Genomic DNA, 16860 nt, shown 5'->3' with positions numbered 1-16860 from the left:
ACCATGAAAAAAACACTATTAGTGAGTGCGATTGCCGCAACGTTAAGTTTGGTTGGTTGCCAATCGACTGTCGGTTCGAGCTCAACCAAGCCTGAGAGTACAAGTCATATTTCTCAAAGCGTGTACGAGGTTGAGTTTCAATCAGCTCAGACGTTTTTAGCGCAAACCACAGAACTTGAACAACGCTTCGCAGATTACTGCGCATCAGAGTCGAAAGATGATGCACAAGTAAAACAGCAATGGCATCAAACGATGCTTGCGTGGATGGCATTACAAGGTCAAGAACGTGGCCCTGCTACGGCGTTGGAGCAAAGCTGGAATGTTCAGTTTTGGCCAGATAAAAAGAATACCACTGGTCGTAAAATGTCTGTACTGACGAAATCTGATCAAGCTTGGAGTGCAGAAGATATCTCCACCCAAAGTGTCACCGTGCAAGGTTTAGGTGCATTGGAATGGCTGCTTTACGATAAAGCGTCGACCTTATCTAGCAACGGCAATACTTGTGCGACAGGCGTTTCGATTGCTGAAAACCTTGATGACAAAGCGCAGATCATCGCGGATTCTTGGGCAGAGAACCCTTGGAAATCGCTAGAGATGACGGAATGGGAATCTGAGTACATTTCACTGCTCTCGAATCAGCTTGAATACAGCATGAAGAAGTTGAGCCGACCGCTAGCGAAGATTGGTAAGCCTCGCCCGTATTTCTCAGAATCGTGGCGTTCCGAGACCTCGCTTTCAAACTTAAAAGCCAACCTTCAAGGGATGGAAGCGTTGTACTTTGCTAACGGGAATGGTTTAGATGCGCTACTTAGAGAGCAAGGCCATGCAGATCTCGCAGACCGTGTCGTTCATCAGTTTGAAATGGCGTTAGAAACTTGGCCAGAAGATAAGAGCTTGTTTGCTGCACTACAAACAAAAGAAGGCTATCGCATGGTGCTCTCTCAATACAATAAGCTAGAGCAATTGAAGTACCTGATTCACGAAGAAGTGGCGATCGAGCTTGGCGTAGTTATAGGATTTAATGCAACCGATGGTGACTGATCAAACCCGCCGAACCTTGCTGAAAGCCGCTCTATTCGGGGCGGCTATACCTATGATGCCATTTGGTTGTGCTTCAACAAGCTCACGTGAACCTGCGTTGATCGGCTGTTCTATCATTGGTCGAGATAAATTCGCAGCGGTGGTGGCGGATGAGCATGGTATGCCGCTATCTTCATTGCCGATTCCTGAGCGTGGTCACGGTGTAGCAACCAACCAACAAGGCCACGCCGTAGTTTTTGGTCGTCGACCAGGTACTTTCTTCATGGTGTTTGATTATCGCTCAGAGCAGATGATCAAACTGCAACTAGCAACGCCAAATCGTCATTTTTACGGACATGGTGTTTACTCCCATGACGGCACGTTGCTATTTGCCACAGAAGGGGAGAGGGGGACAAGCCGCGGGATCATTGGTGTTTATGATGTGCAGAAGCAATATCAAAAGATTGATGAGTTAACGGGTTTTGGCCTTGGTCCTCATGAAGTGATCATGATGCCTGATGGTGTATTGGCGATTGGCGTCGGTGGCGTACACACTAACGGTCGTGAACCTCTCAATCTTGATAGCATGAAACCCAGCCTGAGTTACCTTTCACAGAAGGGTGAGCTACTGGATCAAGTGTCTTTACCGGATCATAAGTTGAGTATTCGCCATTTAGCTCATGATGGTGCGGAAACCGTGCTTTGTGGTCAGCAATATCGTGGTGAGCCGGACGAGTATCCAGCCTTGATCGCCATGCACACGCGTGGTGGTGAAATGCAAGATCTTCAAGCTGAGCCTGAAGAGTGGGCGCGTTTCAATCACTACGTTGCGAGTATTGCAGCAACCGATGAATGGATCTTAGCCACTTCGCCTCCGGGCAGTTGTTATGGTATATGGTCTAAATCTACGGGCAAATTGGTCGAGCTAAGTGCGTTACCAGATGCCTCTGGTGTTGTGGTCTATGGCGATGAGTTCCGAGTCAGCTCTGGGGCGGGAAAAGTGGTAGAGCAAAGGCCTGAAGAGTCAAAAAGTACCTTCGCAAGCGGTGTGCAATGGGATAACCATTGGTCGAGAATTATCTAGAAAGATCATTGAGTAATTACTTATAGAGAGTTTTGTTGTCGTTTTCGGCATCAGATTCTTAATTTTAAACCTGCAAGCTGTGAGATATTTGCCATACTTTTTATTATGGCAAGTAGCGCAAGGATCATTTCAGTGTTTGCTAGGGTTTTAATCATGACGGCACTTCTGGTGCCGTTTTGCAGCTTTTCCACCGTCGTTTCTCTCGAAGCTTCAGCGCAAGTTGAGCAAGAGGGAGCGGTACAAAAGCTGTCTGTAGAAAAAATGATCCATTATCCAGAGGTGATTGATCAACTGTATCAAAGCACCAATTACCGTTTGAACTGGGAAAATGAAAGTGATATTGAGCAGTTTCTTTTTCAAGTAAACCTGGTTGCACTTGCGGATGTCACCGATGAATTCGAAAATCAACTTCACCGGATAAACCAAGTAAGGTGGCAGGGAGATAATCTCGACTTCGATTTAGTGATGACAGACTCACTCTTGATGTACCTTAGTTATCTTGAGCAACTCCCCGAAGAAGGGATTAATTGGCTATTTACAGACAAAGCCCATGTTACGTTACCCGCTCCTAGCATCGATACTTTATCGATTTTGAGTAATGAGATTACGGTTGGCAAACTTGGTCAGTTTTTGGCAAGTCTCCGGTCTCCATTACAAACAGATGATGCTTTCTACTCCGCCTATTCTTCGCTATCGGAACATTCTCAGTACCAATATCCTGCCTATCAACAAACTGGGCTAGCACGTGTTGGCGATATATTAGAAAACAGACCCCTATTGATTGAGCGAATGGAGATCGTAGGCGTAGATGTTTCTTACTTGGATTTAGTCACTGAAGAATATGACGAACAATTAGAGCTTGCGATAAAAGAGTTCCAGCGTATTCATGGTTTGAAAGAAGATGGCGTTATCGGCCCGAATACCATTCGATGGATCAACTTTTCTCCTCAAGAGCGATTGCATCTGCTGGCGTTGAATTCTGAGCGTTCAAGAATTTGGTCGAAAGAAAGGGATAATGTTGTCTTTGTTAACGTGCCTGGATACGAAGTCACGTATTGGCATGACGGTCAACCCTTGTTTGAGTCTAAAGTTGTGGTAGGGAGAGCATCAAGAAAAACGCCCATCATGTCGGTAGCACTGGATTCCGTTATTCTCAACCCAACTTGGAACGTGCCTTGGACTATCATGGTTAAAGACATTATTCCTAAAGTAAAACGTAATCCGATGTATTTGATTAACCATAACATTCAAATCATTCGGTCTTGGACTTCGAACGAAATTATTGACCCTACAACCATCAATTGGGCAACAGTGAATCCGAGAACATTTCCTTATCGTATGCGACAGGCGTCGGGCTTACAAAATGCACTGGGATTGTACAAGTTCAATATGCCTAACCCACAAGCTATTTATTTGCATGACACGCCAAGTAAGAACTTGTTTGAACAGGACAGACGCGCATTCAGCTCAGGATGTGTTCGTGTAGAACATGCAGACCAGTTAGCAGAACTTCTGTTCAAAACTCAGGGGTTGGAAGAACGTTTAGCGAAAAAGCGAGAAAGTTCTCGTCGGTCTAACACGTCAGTTCCTTTGGGAGAGCGCATTCAAGTACACATCATTTATCAAACAGCATGGTTGGAAGAGGGAACGCTTTACTACCGTGATGATATCTATAAGTACGATCACCGCAGTTGAAATCTTTAAGGAAAATTTACAAAACGAAGAATTCTCTTTTCGTTCAATAATTAAGCAATAATTACTGCATCTGAAAATCAAGATGGAGCGTTTTATGCATTTGACGTGACAAATGTGTTTGGTTAATGTCCACGACTTGTCTAGTTGTTGAGCACTGTATTTTGAAATGGTAAGTCGTAAGTTTTCCCGCCGAGATTTCCTTAAAATGACCGCTGGTGGTGTGGTGTTGGCCTCTGCCCTGCCATCATTTTCTTGGGCTTCACTCTCTGACGAGCCACGTGCACTGGCGATGAACAATCTTAATACTGGAGAGATCCTCGAAACATGCTATTTCGATGGAAAACGATACATTAATGATGAACTTCAAAGGCTGAATGAGTTTTGTCGAGACCATCGACGAAATGAGGTTCATCCCATGGATAGACGCTTGTTCGATCAAATAAGTCAAATTCAAAAGTTAATTGGTACAGAAGCAGAGGTGATCGTCATTTCAGGTTACCGTTCTCCTGCCACTAATGCCTCGCTACGCAACGGGTCTTCTCGTGTAGCGAAAAAGAGCATGCACATGGAAGGAAAGGCCATTGATTTCCGTTTAGACGGTGTGAAGCTTTCAACAGTTCGTGATGCTGCATTAAGCCTAAAAGCCGGTGGCGTGGGTTATTATCCAGGCAGTAACTTTGTTCATATCGATACGGGTGCTGTTCGTTCTTGGTAGTGCCAGTTGAGACAAGGTTTCTAGTCTCAGAACGTCGTCGATTACCCACAGTTCAAAGCTTGAAGTCGCTAGGCCTTAGTGTCATAGTTGCGGCAGTTTTCACGCAAATTTATTCGGTATAGGTTATCTATGGCTCTGAAATACCAAGTTGTTCCAGTAACATCTTTCTCTCAAAACTGTTCTATTGTCTGGTGTGACGAAACCATGAAAGGCATTGTGGTTGACCCTGGCGGCGATGAAAAGCAGCTCGCTATGCTTATCAAAGAGCTGGGTGTTGACGTGGTAAACCTAGTGCTAACACACGGTCACTTGGACCACGTAGGTGGCACGGAGCCGCTGTCTGCACTGCTTGGCGGTACAGAGATTGTTGGTCCTCACAAGGCAGATAACTTCTGGTTGCAAGGTTTGGAAGGTCAGAGCCAAATGTTTGGTTTCCCGCTGACAGAAGCGTTTGAACCGCACCAATGGCTAAATGAGGGTGACACTGTCACTTTCGGTGGTCAAGTGCTGAACGTATTCCATACACCTGGTCATACACCTGGTCACGTTGTGCTTTACAGCGAAGAAGCGCGTTTAGCGTTTGTGGGTGACGTTTTGTTTAACGGTAGCATTGGTCGAACTGACTTCCCACAAGGCGATTTCAATACGTTGATTAGCTCTATCAAAGAGAAATTGTGGCCTTTAGGCAATGATGTCACGTTTGTCCCTGGTCACGGCCCTCAATCGACTTTCGGTCACGAGCGTAAAACTAACCCGTTCGTTGCTGACGAGATGCCACTTTACTAAAAGTGCGTGTACTAAGCATTATTCTGGCTCGGCGGCAGCTAAGTATCGCCGAGTCAGTCCCACAAAGTCCTCAGCCTCACGATCTAGATCACTTGCTGATATAAATAGATCGTAGCCGTAGAAACCTCTCTGATACTTCATCCGGTTGGCGAGCATCGCTAACAAACCTTTGTACTCAATCCCATCTCTGTTTATATACGGTTTAGGGTCAAGCACCATATCCTCAAACTTATCTTCACACTGATTTTGTTTCGCGCCCAAGTAAAGCAGTGCTCGCTGGCTGAGGAGAATTTCTGTCGCTATACGAGGGCAGATTGAATTTAAGTAGGGTGAGTAGTGTTTTAGACGAATACCGATCCAAGGTAGCGGTTGGTGCCACCCTTCCTGTTGGTAGCTACAAATACCGATTGACTCAATATTTCGCCATCTGACGACCCAACCCCCTTTAAAAAGGTGTTGCTGAAAGTGAGAAGCTGTCAGCGTAAAAGTGACTTGGCTTTTCTTAATCATCAAGATGGCGAAACCAACGATTGCAGACATCAAAATGACCGACAACATGGCTTGCTTCCATCCCGGAGAAATGGCAACCAAAAACAAAGTGATGAGTGCAACGAGCAACAAAAGTATTCTGTTGATAGGGGAGTCGGGTTTGAAATGTGAATTTGTTAGGTGCAGCGTTTCCATGCTTATAACCTCATCGAATACTTGTCCAAAAATAAGTGGGTAGCTTTATGTGCATTGATTTGCATTCAAAATAAAACAAACCTCTGTTTTTATACCCAGTATTCAATAAATCCGTTCATAAAATATCTGATTAAATAGTAGACGTTCTATGCTTTGAGCGCATTTTTCATCGCGTTTCGCCGCTAAAACCTACAAATTGCTTGTGAATTTTGGTATAAAACGCGCTTCAAATTTTCATCCCTGCTGAGATGCAGTGAACTGGAGAAATATTCAATGAGACTTGCTCATAAGCGTAAAGTGCAGATGAAACTGCAAAAACGCATTAAAGCGACAGTAGCAAACTTAGCTGCAGCACCTAAAGCAGTGAAGCCTGTTGCGGAAAAAGCAGTAGCACCTTCTGTTGCTGAAAAAGCTGTTGCGGAGAAAGTAGTAGCTGATAAAAAAGTAGCTGCAGTGAAAACAGTTGATGTTGCCCTTACTCCTAAGCAACAACAAGTATTAGACATCGTTATGGCGAATGCTGAAGGTATTAACCCTAAAGGCATCGGTCTAGCTGCAGGTCAAGAAGATACTAAAGCGGCATCATGGGCTACTGGCGCACTAAAGAAGCTTCTTGAAGAAAACCTAGTTCAAAAAGAGCAGTTAGCAGGTAACAAAGTTATCTACAAAGCAGTTTAATTACCGCTACCGTTCTGGATTGAATACCTCGGCCGATGCCGAGGTATTTTTTTATCTTGGTATTGGAAATAATGCATTAAGTACTGACTTTAACACTACCAATAAGTGGTTTGTCACATTTTCTTAAATACTATGTAAATTTTTTGGCAGAAAAATACGTACGTATTGTCTTTTATTTTTATTCATAGATAAAAATATAATTTATTGATTTTGCTATTAACAGTCTTTTGTCATGACGATTGTCCTACGTACTTGTACGTAATACCTTAGGCTAATGCCTTATTGATGAATTACTCGCTTCCGTGTTCATGCCCATTTCGCATTAGACAACATTGTTACATCTTTTATACCGAATACAGCCAATCCTAATGAAATGGATGACAACAATAACCTTGGTGATAAAGGACGTGAACGATGAGTCTAATCCAAAAATCTTTAAAACGAGTGCTCAAAACAACCGCTGTCGCTGCCGCGATGGCACTCGCAGCGACTTCTGTAAACGCTGCTGAAAAAGTCTATCGTTTAAAGCTTGCTGAAACTTGGGGGCCTAATTTCCCAATTTTTGGTGATACCACAAAAAACATGGCCAAAATGGCGGAAGAGATGTCCAACGGACGTTTGCAAATCCGCATTGATTCCGCAAACAAGCATAAAGCGCCTTTTGGGGTGTTTGATATGGTTAAGTCGGGTCAGTATGACATGGGTCACTCAGCGTCTTATTACTGGAAGGGTAAGGTTCCAAACACACTTTACTTCACTTCTATGCCCTTCGGTATGTTGCCAACTGAGCAGTATGCATGGTTTTACTACGGCGGTGGTATGGAGCTGATGGAAAAAGTGTACTCTCCACATAACTTGATGTCTTTCCCTGGCGGTAATACCGATACTCAGATGGGCGGGTGGTTCCAAAAAGAGATCAAGTCCGTCGAGGACTTACAGGGTTTGAAAATGCGTATCCCAGGGTTTGCTGGTGAGATTTTGGCTGAGTTAGGTGCCAAGCCAACGAATATCGCCCCTGGTGAGCTATATACTTCTCTAGAGCGTCGCACGATTGATGCCTTGGAATGGGTTGGTCCATCGCTGGATCTACGTATGGGCTTCCACAAAATCGCGCCTTACTACTACACAGGTTGGCATGAGCCAGCGACTGAGCTTCAGTTCCTCGTTAACAAGCGTACCTGGAATCGTTTACCTGATGATCTAAAAGCGATTTTGCAAGTAGCCATGAAAACGGCCGCTTACGATATGTACACGCAATCGAAACACGAAAGCGGCAAAAACTGGGCATCTATTAAGTCTGAATACCCAAATGTTGAAGTAAAAGATTTCCCACCTGAAGTAGTAGCTGCGTTGAGAGAAGCAAACGATCGTTTGTTGAAAGAACATGCAGAAAAAGATGCTTTGGCGAAAGAGATTCAAGAGTCGCAAGCGAACTATATGAATCAAGTTCGACCATGGTCAGATATTTCGCACCGAGCGTACTTAAACAGTCAAGCTCAACAATAACGTTGTGAAGCAGGCGATGCCGAGAGGTTTAGCCTGCTATCGAAGCCCAAGAAAACTTCATAATGAATGCTCCGCACCATAGCGGAGCGCATCTAAACGTTCCACGGAGTTCGGAATGAGAAGTCTTATTTATATTGAGCGATTATTTAACCGCTTTAGCGATTTTCTCGGATGGTTATCCAGCATCCTGTTTATTTTGTTGTTAGCAAACGTTGTGTACGACGTTGTCATGCGTTACGTGTTTAATGATGTGTCTATCGCATTCCAAGAAATGGAATGGCATCTATTCTCTGCCGTGTTCTTGCTTGGTGTGCCTTACGCAATTAAGTCCGGTGGCCATGTTCGCGTCGACATTTTTTATGAACGCTTATCTTACAAAGCACAATCCATCATCGACATCATAGGCACACTATTTTTCTTATTCCCTTTTTGCCTACTGGTAGCTTGGTTTGGTGTTGATTTCGCTAAGGAAAGTTACGCGTTAGGCGAGACGTCTGGTGACCCAGGTGGCTTACCATATCGTTGGATTATCAAAGCGATGATTCCGCTGTCATTTTTCTTTATGGCGGTGAGTGGTATTGGATTGTTACTTCATTCAATCAACAAAATTGTCAACCCTCATCTCATCTATGCCGGTAATAACGGTAAGTCGTAAAAGGAAGTCATTATGATCGGTATAGTGATGTTTTTTGTTGCGCTCTTTGCGCTTCTATTGGGATTTCCCGTTGCCTTTACTTTTGGTGGTATCGCGCTGATTTTTGGTGTTTGGGCTGAAGGCATCGAGATGTTTGCTTTTATGCCATATCGAATTCAGTCCATTATGGAAAATACGGTGCTAATGGCCGTACCGCTGTTCGTTTTTATGGGGCTAGTGCTACAGAAAACGAAGCTTGCTGAACAGCTACTAGAATCAATGGGGCGTTTGTTCGGTGGCGTTCGCGGTGGTATCGCTATTTCTACCGTGTTAGTTGGCGCATTGCTTGCAGCTTCAACGGGTGTGGTAGGCGCATCAGTTGTTGCGATGGGCTTAATATCTCTTCCTGTGATGCTAAAGTACAATTACGACAAAGGTTTAGCGTGTGGGACTATTTGTGCGTCTGGCACGTTGGGCCAAATTATCCCACCTTCTATCGTGTTGATCTTGTTGGGTGATGTACTTGGCGTACCGGTAGGGGACCTATTTCAAGCTGCGATCTGGCCCGGTATTACACTTGTTGGCGCCTATGTGATCTATATTCTCATCTACGCGAAGTTGAACCCTCAAGCCGCACAGGCGATAGAGCGTGATGAGTCGATCAGTCGTAAACAAGAAGTGCTCACCGCACTGAAAGCTGTATTGCCACCTTTAGCATTGATCATCGTGGTATTGGGCTCCATCTTTGCAGGGATTGCAACACCAACAGAGTCAGCGGCACTGGGTGGTGCAGGTGCGATAATTTTATCGCTATTGTATAAACAGTTTAGTTGGTCGATGATTTATGATGCATCAAAAGAGACAGTTAAGGTAACCGCAATGGTCTTTGCGATCTTACTTGGTGCGACCGCCTTCTCAATGGCATTTACCTACACCGGTGGTGATTATTTAGTTGAAGAGTGGATGTTAGAACTGCCGGGTGAAAAGTGGGGATTCCTTATTATTACCATGGTGGTGATTCTGATTTTAGGTTTCTTTATCGACTTCGTTGAAATCTGTTTTATCATCGTGCCAATTATTGCGCCAGTCGCTGAATTGATGGGCATTAATATGACGTGGTTTGCGATTCTTATTGCGATGAACTTGCAGACGTCGTTCCTCACACCGCCATTTGGCTTTAGTTTGTTTTATCTAAAAGGTGTCGCTCCAGCAGGGGTTACTACGCGTGATATCTACAAAGGTGTGATGCCATTCATCGCGATTCAGATTGTTGTGTTGGCGTCTTTGCTGTTTTTCCCAGGTTTTTACGGTATGAGTTAATCACTCGATAATAAAGAGATTTTGTGAACTGAGAGTTTTTACCTTTTGAGACAAGTTGTTAAGCTGTTAATTATGTCTATGCAGACACAATCGATTCGTTTGTACTGCTAAGATAGTAAGCTGTAAAGGCAGCGTTTCATGGAGGGAAGGGATGCCTCTCAAAGCAAAGTTAATTCTGCTGACACTGATACCCGTGGTATTGGTGTCAGCGAGTATCAGCTGGATCTCTATCTATCAAACCAAGACCCTTGGCAAAAGGGAGGTAGAGATCTTTCATCAAAACCTGATCCAATCAAAAGAAGCGGCGCTGAAAGATACGGTCGACGTCGCTTTTGACTCCATTTCTTACATCTACAACGATCCGACTTTAGAAGAGAGTGTTGCCAAAACGCGTGTGAAAGCGATTTTAAATCGTTTGAGTTATGGGTCGGACGGCTATTTTTTTGCTTATGATAAATATGGTACCAACCTTGTACACCCAGTTCTTCCGGAGCTTGTCGGGGAAAACTTACTCTATCTTGAAGACGAAAATGGCGATCGCTTAATCGAAGCTTTATTGTATCAAGCGCAATCAGGTGGTGGATTTCATCAGTACCTATGGCAAAAGCCATCTACAGGTGAAGTCGTCCCTAAGCTTAGTTACGCTGCATGGCTCGATAAGTGGGAATGGATGATAGGGACTGGGCTGTATATTGAGGATGTCAGCCGAGAAGTCGCCAATATGCGCGCGGCAGTGAACAAAAATATCGAAACGACATTTTTCTCAGTCGTCGTGATCTTAGCGGTGACCGTTGCTGTAATCATTGTTCTCACTTTGGCGATCAATCTGCACGAGCATCGCCTCGCTGATAAGAACCTGAAAGAATTGGCACATAAAACCGTGATGTTCCAAGAAGATGAGAAAAAGCATTTAGCGCGAGAACTGCACGATGGAATCAATCAGTTGTTAGTCTCCAGTAAATGTCATTTAGACTTAATGAGTCATAGACTTGAAGACGAAAAACTCAAATCCCACTTAGATAAATCACAACGATCGCTCGTCACCGCGATAAATGAGGTGCGGCATATTTCTCATCAGCTCCGTCCAAGCGCCCTCGATGATATCGGTTTAGAAGCAGCACTGACGACCTTGCTACAGGATTTTCATTCCCATTCCGGGATTGATATCGAGAGCAATTTCGATACTCAGCAGCACAAACTGACTTCGGAAGTCGCAACGACGCTATATCGCGTCGCTCAGGAGTCTTTGAATAACATTGAAAAACATGCGCGAGCGAAAAAAGTAACGGTTACTTTGCAAAAAATGGGCAATATGCTGCAATTACTCATACGTGATGATGGCGTTGGATTTGTGGTTAACCAAGCAGTGCACCAACAAGGGATTGGGTTAAGGAACATGCAAGAGCGTGTAGAGTTCATCGGTGGTGAATTTGAGCTAATGAGTGAGCTTGGCTTGGGAACAGAGATTACTGTGCTGCTTAATTTGGATGAAATAGTTTATGGATAAACCGATTAGTGTAGTGATTGTCGATGATCATCAAGTGGTATTGGATGGCTTCATGGCTCGTTTGGAGTTAGAGCCTGACATCGAAGTGGTGGGTACAGCAAGCAATGGCTTGGAAGCGATAGAGGTCGCAAAGCACTTGCAACCGGACGTCATATTGATGGATATCAGCATGCCAATAATGAACGGTATTGAAGCGACTGGTGTGATTAAAGAAGCTCGCCCAGAGAGCAAAATACTTATGTTGACCATGCACGATAATCGCGAGTACATCATGAAGGTCATGCAAGCTGGTGCCGTAGGATATATGCTCAAGGAAATCTCGGCCGAGAAAATGGTGCAAGCAATAAAAACGGTTAACCAAGGCTCGACGTATTTCTGTGAATCCGTCACACAAACACTCTTTACCCAAGAAGTGGTGCCTGCCACGCAAAAAACGAATCCTCTCAGCCGCAGGGAAGAAGCGGTACTTAAATTAGTTGCTCAAGGAAACAGCAGCAAGAAAATCGCCACTTTACTCAATATTAGTTATCGAACGGTAGAGACGCATCGCCATAACATTAAGCACAAGTTGGACTTACATTCGACGGCAGAGTTAGCAAAATATGCGTTTGAAACTGGGTTGACTGAGTAGGAGAGTAGTGCCCGCAAAAAGCGAGCACGTGGGAGCGAAACTAATCGGCTTTGGTAATGCTACCAAGCTCTAGCATTGGAGCAACATCGATGTCCTCTGCATTCATCATCGTCGAGATGCGTTGAACGGAAGATAGTAGAAGGGATTGCTCCCATTCTTCCAATTTTTGGAATCGATTAATGAAGTGCTCTTGCAGCGGCGTTGGTGCTTGTTTTAAGGCTTCTTGGCCCTTGCTCGTAAGTACAGCATGCACTTTACGCTTGTCTTGAACACTGCGCTGACGCTCAACAAACTGGCCTCGTTCTAGTCTATCTAGAATGGTCGTTGCGGTCGCTTGGCTCATGTTAGTGTGGCTAGACAACTGTTTAATCGTCACGTTATCTAAGTCATTGATAGCGCGCATCAAAATCAACTGTGGAGCAGTCAATCCAGACTCTTTGCTCAGCTTTTTAGAATGTAAATCAATAGCGCGGATGATCTGACGAATCGAGACCAATACTTCTTCGTACTTTTCCAATTTATTCATCCAGTCTGTAGGGAACATTTATCGAGGCGACACTAACTTAAATGCGCCCTTATTTAAAGGGGGGAAATCAAAAATTACCTCTACAATTTTACGCCGTGTCCTCAATACCATTTTGTCGCGCCTTTTCGACAAAATAAGAAGAGCTAAAATTATTATAGCAATAAATGTTTGTGGTCTAACTATTGTAGTAGTGATTTGTTCTATCAAAGGCCGTAATCACACAGTGAAAAGTAAGTTATTGGATTTTTTAATAGCAAAAAGATAGACAAAAACGTGTCAAATGATAGGATCTTGCGCCTTCACGGAATGCAAAACGTATCGTGTTCGAAAGATTTTTTTGTTTGGTACGTAAAAACACTACAAAAATAGAGAGGAACGATGACAAAGGGTATAGATAAGTACAGTATCGATAGTACCGACTATACGGTAGGTCAGGACAACGTTCAAAAATGGGGTTTTGATGTTCATAACCCAGTTTTTGGTATTAGTGCAGGTTTAATTGCGCTGTTTCTTGTCGCTGCATTAGTTCTAGATGCACATACCGCAAAGACGGCACTTGATGGGCTGAAGTGGAAAATTATTGGTTCATTCGATTGGTTGTTCATTATTGCAGGTAACATTTTCGTTATTTTCTGTTTGGCGCTTATCGTCTCACCAATGGGTAAGATCCGACTAGGTGGTAAAGACGCTGTTGCCGATTACTCGTTTATGTCATGGCTTGCAATGCTATTTGCAGCTGGTATGGGTATCGGTTTAATGTTCTGGAGTGTTGCAGAACCTGTCGCTTACTTCACCGGTTGGTATGAAACGCCACTTGGTGTTGAGGCAAATACACCAGAAGCCGCGAGATTGGCACTGGGTGCAACGATGTTCCACTGGGGCCTTCACCCATGGGCAATTTACGGTGTTGTAGCACTTTCTTTAGCATTCTTTGCCTACAACAAAGGTTTACCGCTATCTATGCGTTCGATCTTCTACCCACTTCTGGGTGATCGTGCATGGGGTTGGGCTGGCCACATTGTGGACATTCTGGCTGTGCTTGCGACTTTATTTGGTCTTGCTACATCCCTAGGTCTAGGTGCGCAGCAAGCAGCAAGTGGTATTCATCACGTATTTGGTGTTGAGCCAGGCCTAGGTCTGCAAATCGTCGTTATTACCGTGGTGACTTTACTTGCTGTTGTTTCAGTCGTACGCGGTATCGATGGTGGTGTTAAAGTCATTAGTAACATCAACATGGTTGTGGCGTTCTTGCTACTTCTCCTTGTTGGTCTTATCGGTTGGGCGGCGAGCCTAGGTTCGATTCCAACCACACTTATGGCATATGTAGAGAATATCATCCCACTAAGTAACCCGTTTGGTCGTACGGACGAAGCTTGGTTCCAAGGCTGGACAGTATTCTACTGGGCTTGGTGGATTTCATGGTCGCCATTCGTAGGCATGTTCATCGCGCGTGTTTCTCGCGGCCGTACCGTTCGCGAGTTCATCACAGCAGTTCTACTGGTTCCAACTGCGGTTACCGTTGTTTGGATGTCTGTATTTGGTGGCCTGGCGATCGAGCAAGTTGTTGATAAAGTAGGTGAGCTGGGCACAAATGGCTTGACTGACGTATCACTTGCTATGTTCCAAATGTTTGATGTTCTTCCATTTGGTAGCATGCTTTCTATCATCGCTGTTGTGTTGGTACTTGTGTTCTTCATTACGTCTTCTGACTCTGGTTCACTTGTTATCGACAGTATCACTGCAGGTGGTAAAGTTGATGCACCTGTACTTCAACGTGTCTTCTGGGCATTCATGGAAGGTGCAATTGCGGTTGCTCTGCTATGGATTGGTGGCTCCGAGGCGGTTCAAGCTCTTCAGGCTGGTGCCATTTCTACAGCACTGCCATTTACCTTCATTCTGCTTGCAATGTGTGTGAGCTTATTGATGGGTATGAGAACAGAGCGTCAGTAATTCGGCATTTTATAAAACCGTCTGACTAACAATTAATCAAAAGGCCAGCAATTTGCTGGCTTTTTTTGTGCGGTTTTTATGACGCTCGAGACAAAAAAATGACACATGAAAGTTCATATTTTACAAAGAGTTAATGTGCTATTTTGTTTTTTAAAAATTAGTGAATAGTCGTAAAAAAGTGTGTAATATTCATGCACCTTAACTGTTCTCCCAACTCAAAAAACTATAAATATGAAATTATCATTAAAACAAAAGCTTATAGGCGCAAGCCTTTCTGCTGTTGTTGTGATGGCAACAGCACTTACTTGGTTGTCGGCTGGTCAATTATTTGATCAGACTCGTTCAGGTGTCTATTCACGTGCGCAAAGTCTTAGTACTACTGCGTCAGAGGGAATTTCTGATTGGGTCAATATCCGTAAAGATATTGCCACTGCGTTCAACGACTACTCGACCGAGCAAGACGTTGTTCCTTTCCTACAACAAGCTCGCAAGGCTGGTGGCTTCGATGACATCTTCCTTGGTACACCAAACGGTGATATGTACCGCTCTCATCCGGAACGTAACCGTGCTGATTATGACCCTCGCACACGTCCTTGGTACAAGGATGCTGATGCAGCGGGTAAGCAAATCATCACAGCCGCATATCAAGACGCAATCACGAATGCACTACTTGTGACCATTGCTGAGCCAGTAATGAAAAATGGTCAGTTTGTTGGTGTTGTTGGTGCGGACGTACTGATCGATCAGCTTATCAGCGATGTGATTAACTTAGATGCAGGTGAAAACGCGCATGCGATGCTAATCGACATGAATGAAGGCACCTTTTTAGCGCATCCAGATAAAAGCTTGACGCTTAAGCCTATCACCAGTGTTCTAAAAGATTTTTCAGAAGAGGCAATTGAGCGCGCCGCCGATGAAGGTCGTATCGAAGATACGGTAATCAAAGGAAAAGAGAAGCTTTACTACTTCAATAAAGTTCCTGGTACGCATTGGATGTTTGCGATTGAAATGGATCGCGCAACAGAAGAAGCAGGTCATGCGGTATTGCTACGAGATCTATTGTTCACTGCTGTGGCGATCACGATTGTGGTTATTCTTGCAGTTTCTTGGCTAGTTGGTTTCTTGTTCCGTGACTTGAACCGCGTATCAAATGCACTGGAAGAAATTGCATCTGGCGAAGGTGACTTAACGCAACGCCTAGAACCACGCAGTGATGATGAAGTAGGTAAACTGGCGGAAAACTTCAACCGTTTTGTTGGCAACATGCACACAATGGTTACTAAGCTTAGCCACGTATCTTCTGCGCTTTCAGAGCAAGCACGCACGACAGCACAGCAAGCTGAGGAGCGTAGTCAGCGTATCTCTTACCAGCAAGATGAAATCAACATGGTGGCGACGGCCGTGAACGAAATGGCAGCAGCGACACAAGAAATTGCAGGTAATGCTGATAGCACGGCAAGTAACTCAGAAGAAGCGGTTCAAGCTTGTTCACACGGTTCAAGCCAAGTAACTCAAACGCAAGGCTCTATTCAGAACTTAGCGCAAGAAGTTCAAGTTGCTACTGATGTGATTCAAGAGCTAGAAGCACACGGAAATAGCATCAATACGATTCTATCAACGATTCAAGGCATTGCAGAGCAAACGAACCTACTTGCACTTAACGCGGCGATCGAAGCGGCACGTGCAGGTGAGCAAGGCCGTGGTTTTGCTGTGGTTGCAGATGAAGTCCGCGTATTGAGCCAACGTACTCATGCTTCAACGCAAGAGATTCAAGAAACTATCGAGATGCTACAAGGCACAACAGCCAAAGCGGTCGGTATTATGGGTGACAGTCGTCGTCTAGCTGATACCAGTGTTGATGATGCCAATGCGGCTGCAGCGAGCTTGACGCAAATCCACACTGCTGTTGAGCGTATCAGTGATATGGCAACGCAGATTGCTTCAGCAGCAGAAGAGCAAGCATCGGTAACCACTGAGATCACTCGTAACACTGAAGGTATTCGTGACGTGTCTAACGAGTTGTCAGTCGAAGCTCATCAAGCAGCAGAACAAGCTGCTCACCTGTCTGAGCTATCACACGAACTTGAACAAGAGATTCAACGCTTTAAGCTGTAATCTTGTCTC

At 44.5% G+C, this 16860-nt stretch carries 15 protein-coding genes; 13 read left to right on the top strand and 2 right to left on the bottom strand.

Annotated features, from left to right (window positions below):
• Positions 1 to 3 precede the first annotated feature (3 nt).
• The 5 genes from H9L11_RS00800 (at position 4) to H9L11_RS00780 (ending at position 5300) form a co-directional block, all read left to right on the top strand.
• A complete protein-coding gene (locus H9L11_RS00800; protein ID WP_205390926.1) occupies positions 4 to 1041 on the top strand; it encodes an imelysin family protein in 1038 nt (345 codons plus the stop codon).
• Positions 1022 to 2104, top strand: coding sequence for a DUF1513 domain-containing protein (locus H9L11_RS00795; protein WP_025998733.1), 1083 nt, complete (start codon positions 1022 to 1024; stop codon positions 2102 to 2104). Before H9L11_RS00800 ends, H9L11_RS00795 begins: the two co-directional genes overlap by 20 nt.
• A 153-nt stretch (positions 2105 to 2257) precedes the next feature.
• Entirely contained in the window at positions 2258 to 3799 is a 1542-nt protein-coding gene (locus H9L11_RS00790) for a L,D-transpeptidase family protein (RefSeq protein ID WP_064354124.1), read from the top strand.
• Between the two features lie 166 nt (positions 3800 to 3965).
• Positions 3966 to 4514, top strand: coding sequence for a DUF882 domain-containing protein (locus tag H9L11_RS00785; RefSeq protein ID WP_205390925.1), 549 nt, complete (start codon positions 3966 to 3968; stop codon positions 4512 to 4514).
• 129 nt (positions 4515 to 4643) lie between these two features.
• On the top strand, positions 4644 to 5300 hold the full coding sequence (locus H9L11_RS00780; protein WP_205390924.1) for an MBL fold metallo-hydrolase: 657 nt from the start codon (positions 4644 to 4646) through the stop codon (positions 5298 to 5300).
• A gap of 18 nt (positions 5301 to 5318) precedes the next feature.
• On the opposite strand, the gene H9L11_RS00775 is transcribed toward H9L11_RS00780, so the two are convergent.
• Positions 5319 to 5984 (bottom strand): DUF2982 domain-containing protein, encoded by a 666-nt coding sequence (locus tag H9L11_RS00775; protein ID WP_005376857.1) that lies wholly within the window; start codon positions 5982 to 5984, stop codon positions 5319 to 5321.
• 273 nt (positions 5985 to 6257) lie between these two features.
• On the opposite strand from H9L11_RS00775, the gene H9L11_RS00770 reads away from it, so the two are divergent.
• The 6 genes from H9L11_RS00770 (at position 6258) to H9L11_RS00745 (ending at position 12260) form a co-directional block, all read left to right on the top strand.
• Complete coding sequence (locus H9L11_RS00770) at positions 6258 to 6662, top strand: hypothetical protein (RefSeq protein WP_005376863.1); 405 nt, start codon at positions 6258 to 6260, stop codon at positions 6660 to 6662.
• A gap of 414 nt (positions 6663 to 7076) precedes the next feature.
• Positions 7077 to 8168: a TRAP transporter substrate-binding protein gene (locus H9L11_RS00765; RefSeq protein ID WP_017636112.1), complete on the top strand. Its 1092-nt coding sequence runs from the start codon at positions 7077 to 7079 to the stop codon at positions 8166 to 8168.
• 115 nt (positions 8169 to 8283) lie between these two features.
• Entirely contained in the window at positions 8284 to 8823 is a 540-nt protein-coding gene (locus H9L11_RS00760; RefSeq protein ID WP_053306570.1) for a TRAP transporter small permease subunit, read from the top strand.
• Positions 8824 to 8835: 12 nt separating this feature from the next.
• Positions 8836 to 10122 (top strand): TRAP transporter large permease subunit, encoded by a 1287-nt coding sequence (locus H9L11_RS00755; RefSeq protein WP_005376871.1) that lies wholly within the window; start codon positions 8836 to 8838, stop codon positions 10120 to 10122.
• A gap of 151 nt (positions 10123 to 10273) precedes the next feature.
• Entirely contained in the window at positions 10274 to 11629 is a 1356-nt protein-coding gene (locus H9L11_RS00750; protein ID WP_005386831.1) for a cache domain-containing protein, read from the top strand.
• Complete coding sequence (locus tag H9L11_RS00745) at positions 11622 to 12260, top strand: response regulator transcription factor (protein ID WP_005376875.1); 639 nt, start codon at positions 11622 to 11624, stop codon at positions 12258 to 12260. The genes H9L11_RS00750 and H9L11_RS00745 overlap by 8 nt, the downstream gene beginning before the upstream one ends.
• A 40-nt stretch (positions 12261 to 12300) precedes the next feature.
• On the opposite strand, the gene H9L11_RS00740 is transcribed toward H9L11_RS00745, so the two are convergent.
• Positions 12301 to 12777 (bottom strand): MarR family transcriptional regulator, encoded by a 477-nt coding sequence (locus H9L11_RS00740; RefSeq protein WP_005376877.1) that lies wholly within the window; start codon positions 12775 to 12777, stop codon positions 12301 to 12303.
• 387 nt (positions 12778 to 13164) lie between these two features.
• Between H9L11_RS00740 and H9L11_RS00735 the strand changes: the two genes are divergently transcribed.
• Together H9L11_RS00735 and H9L11_RS00730 are read left to right on the top strand one after the other, a co-directional pair.
• Positions 13165 to 14736 (top strand): BCCT family transporter, encoded by a 1572-nt coding sequence (locus H9L11_RS00735; RefSeq protein WP_005376879.1) that lies wholly within the window; start codon positions 13165 to 13167, stop codon positions 14734 to 14736.
• Between the two features lie 231 nt (positions 14737 to 14967).
• Complete coding sequence (locus tag H9L11_RS00730; RefSeq protein ID WP_005376880.1) at positions 14968 to 16851, top strand: methyl-accepting chemotaxis protein; 1884 nt, start codon at positions 14968 to 14970, stop codon at positions 16849 to 16851.
• The last annotated feature ends 9 nt before the right edge of the window (positions 16852 to 16860 follow it).

Origin of the sequence: Vibrio sp. sp1 (assembly GCF_016920955.1) — a bacterium.
GTDB lineage: Bacteria > Pseudomonadota > Gammaproteobacteria > Enterobacterales > Vibrionaceae > Vibrio > Vibrio alginolyticus.
This window is presented reverse-complemented; position numbering and strand designations above follow the sequence as displayed.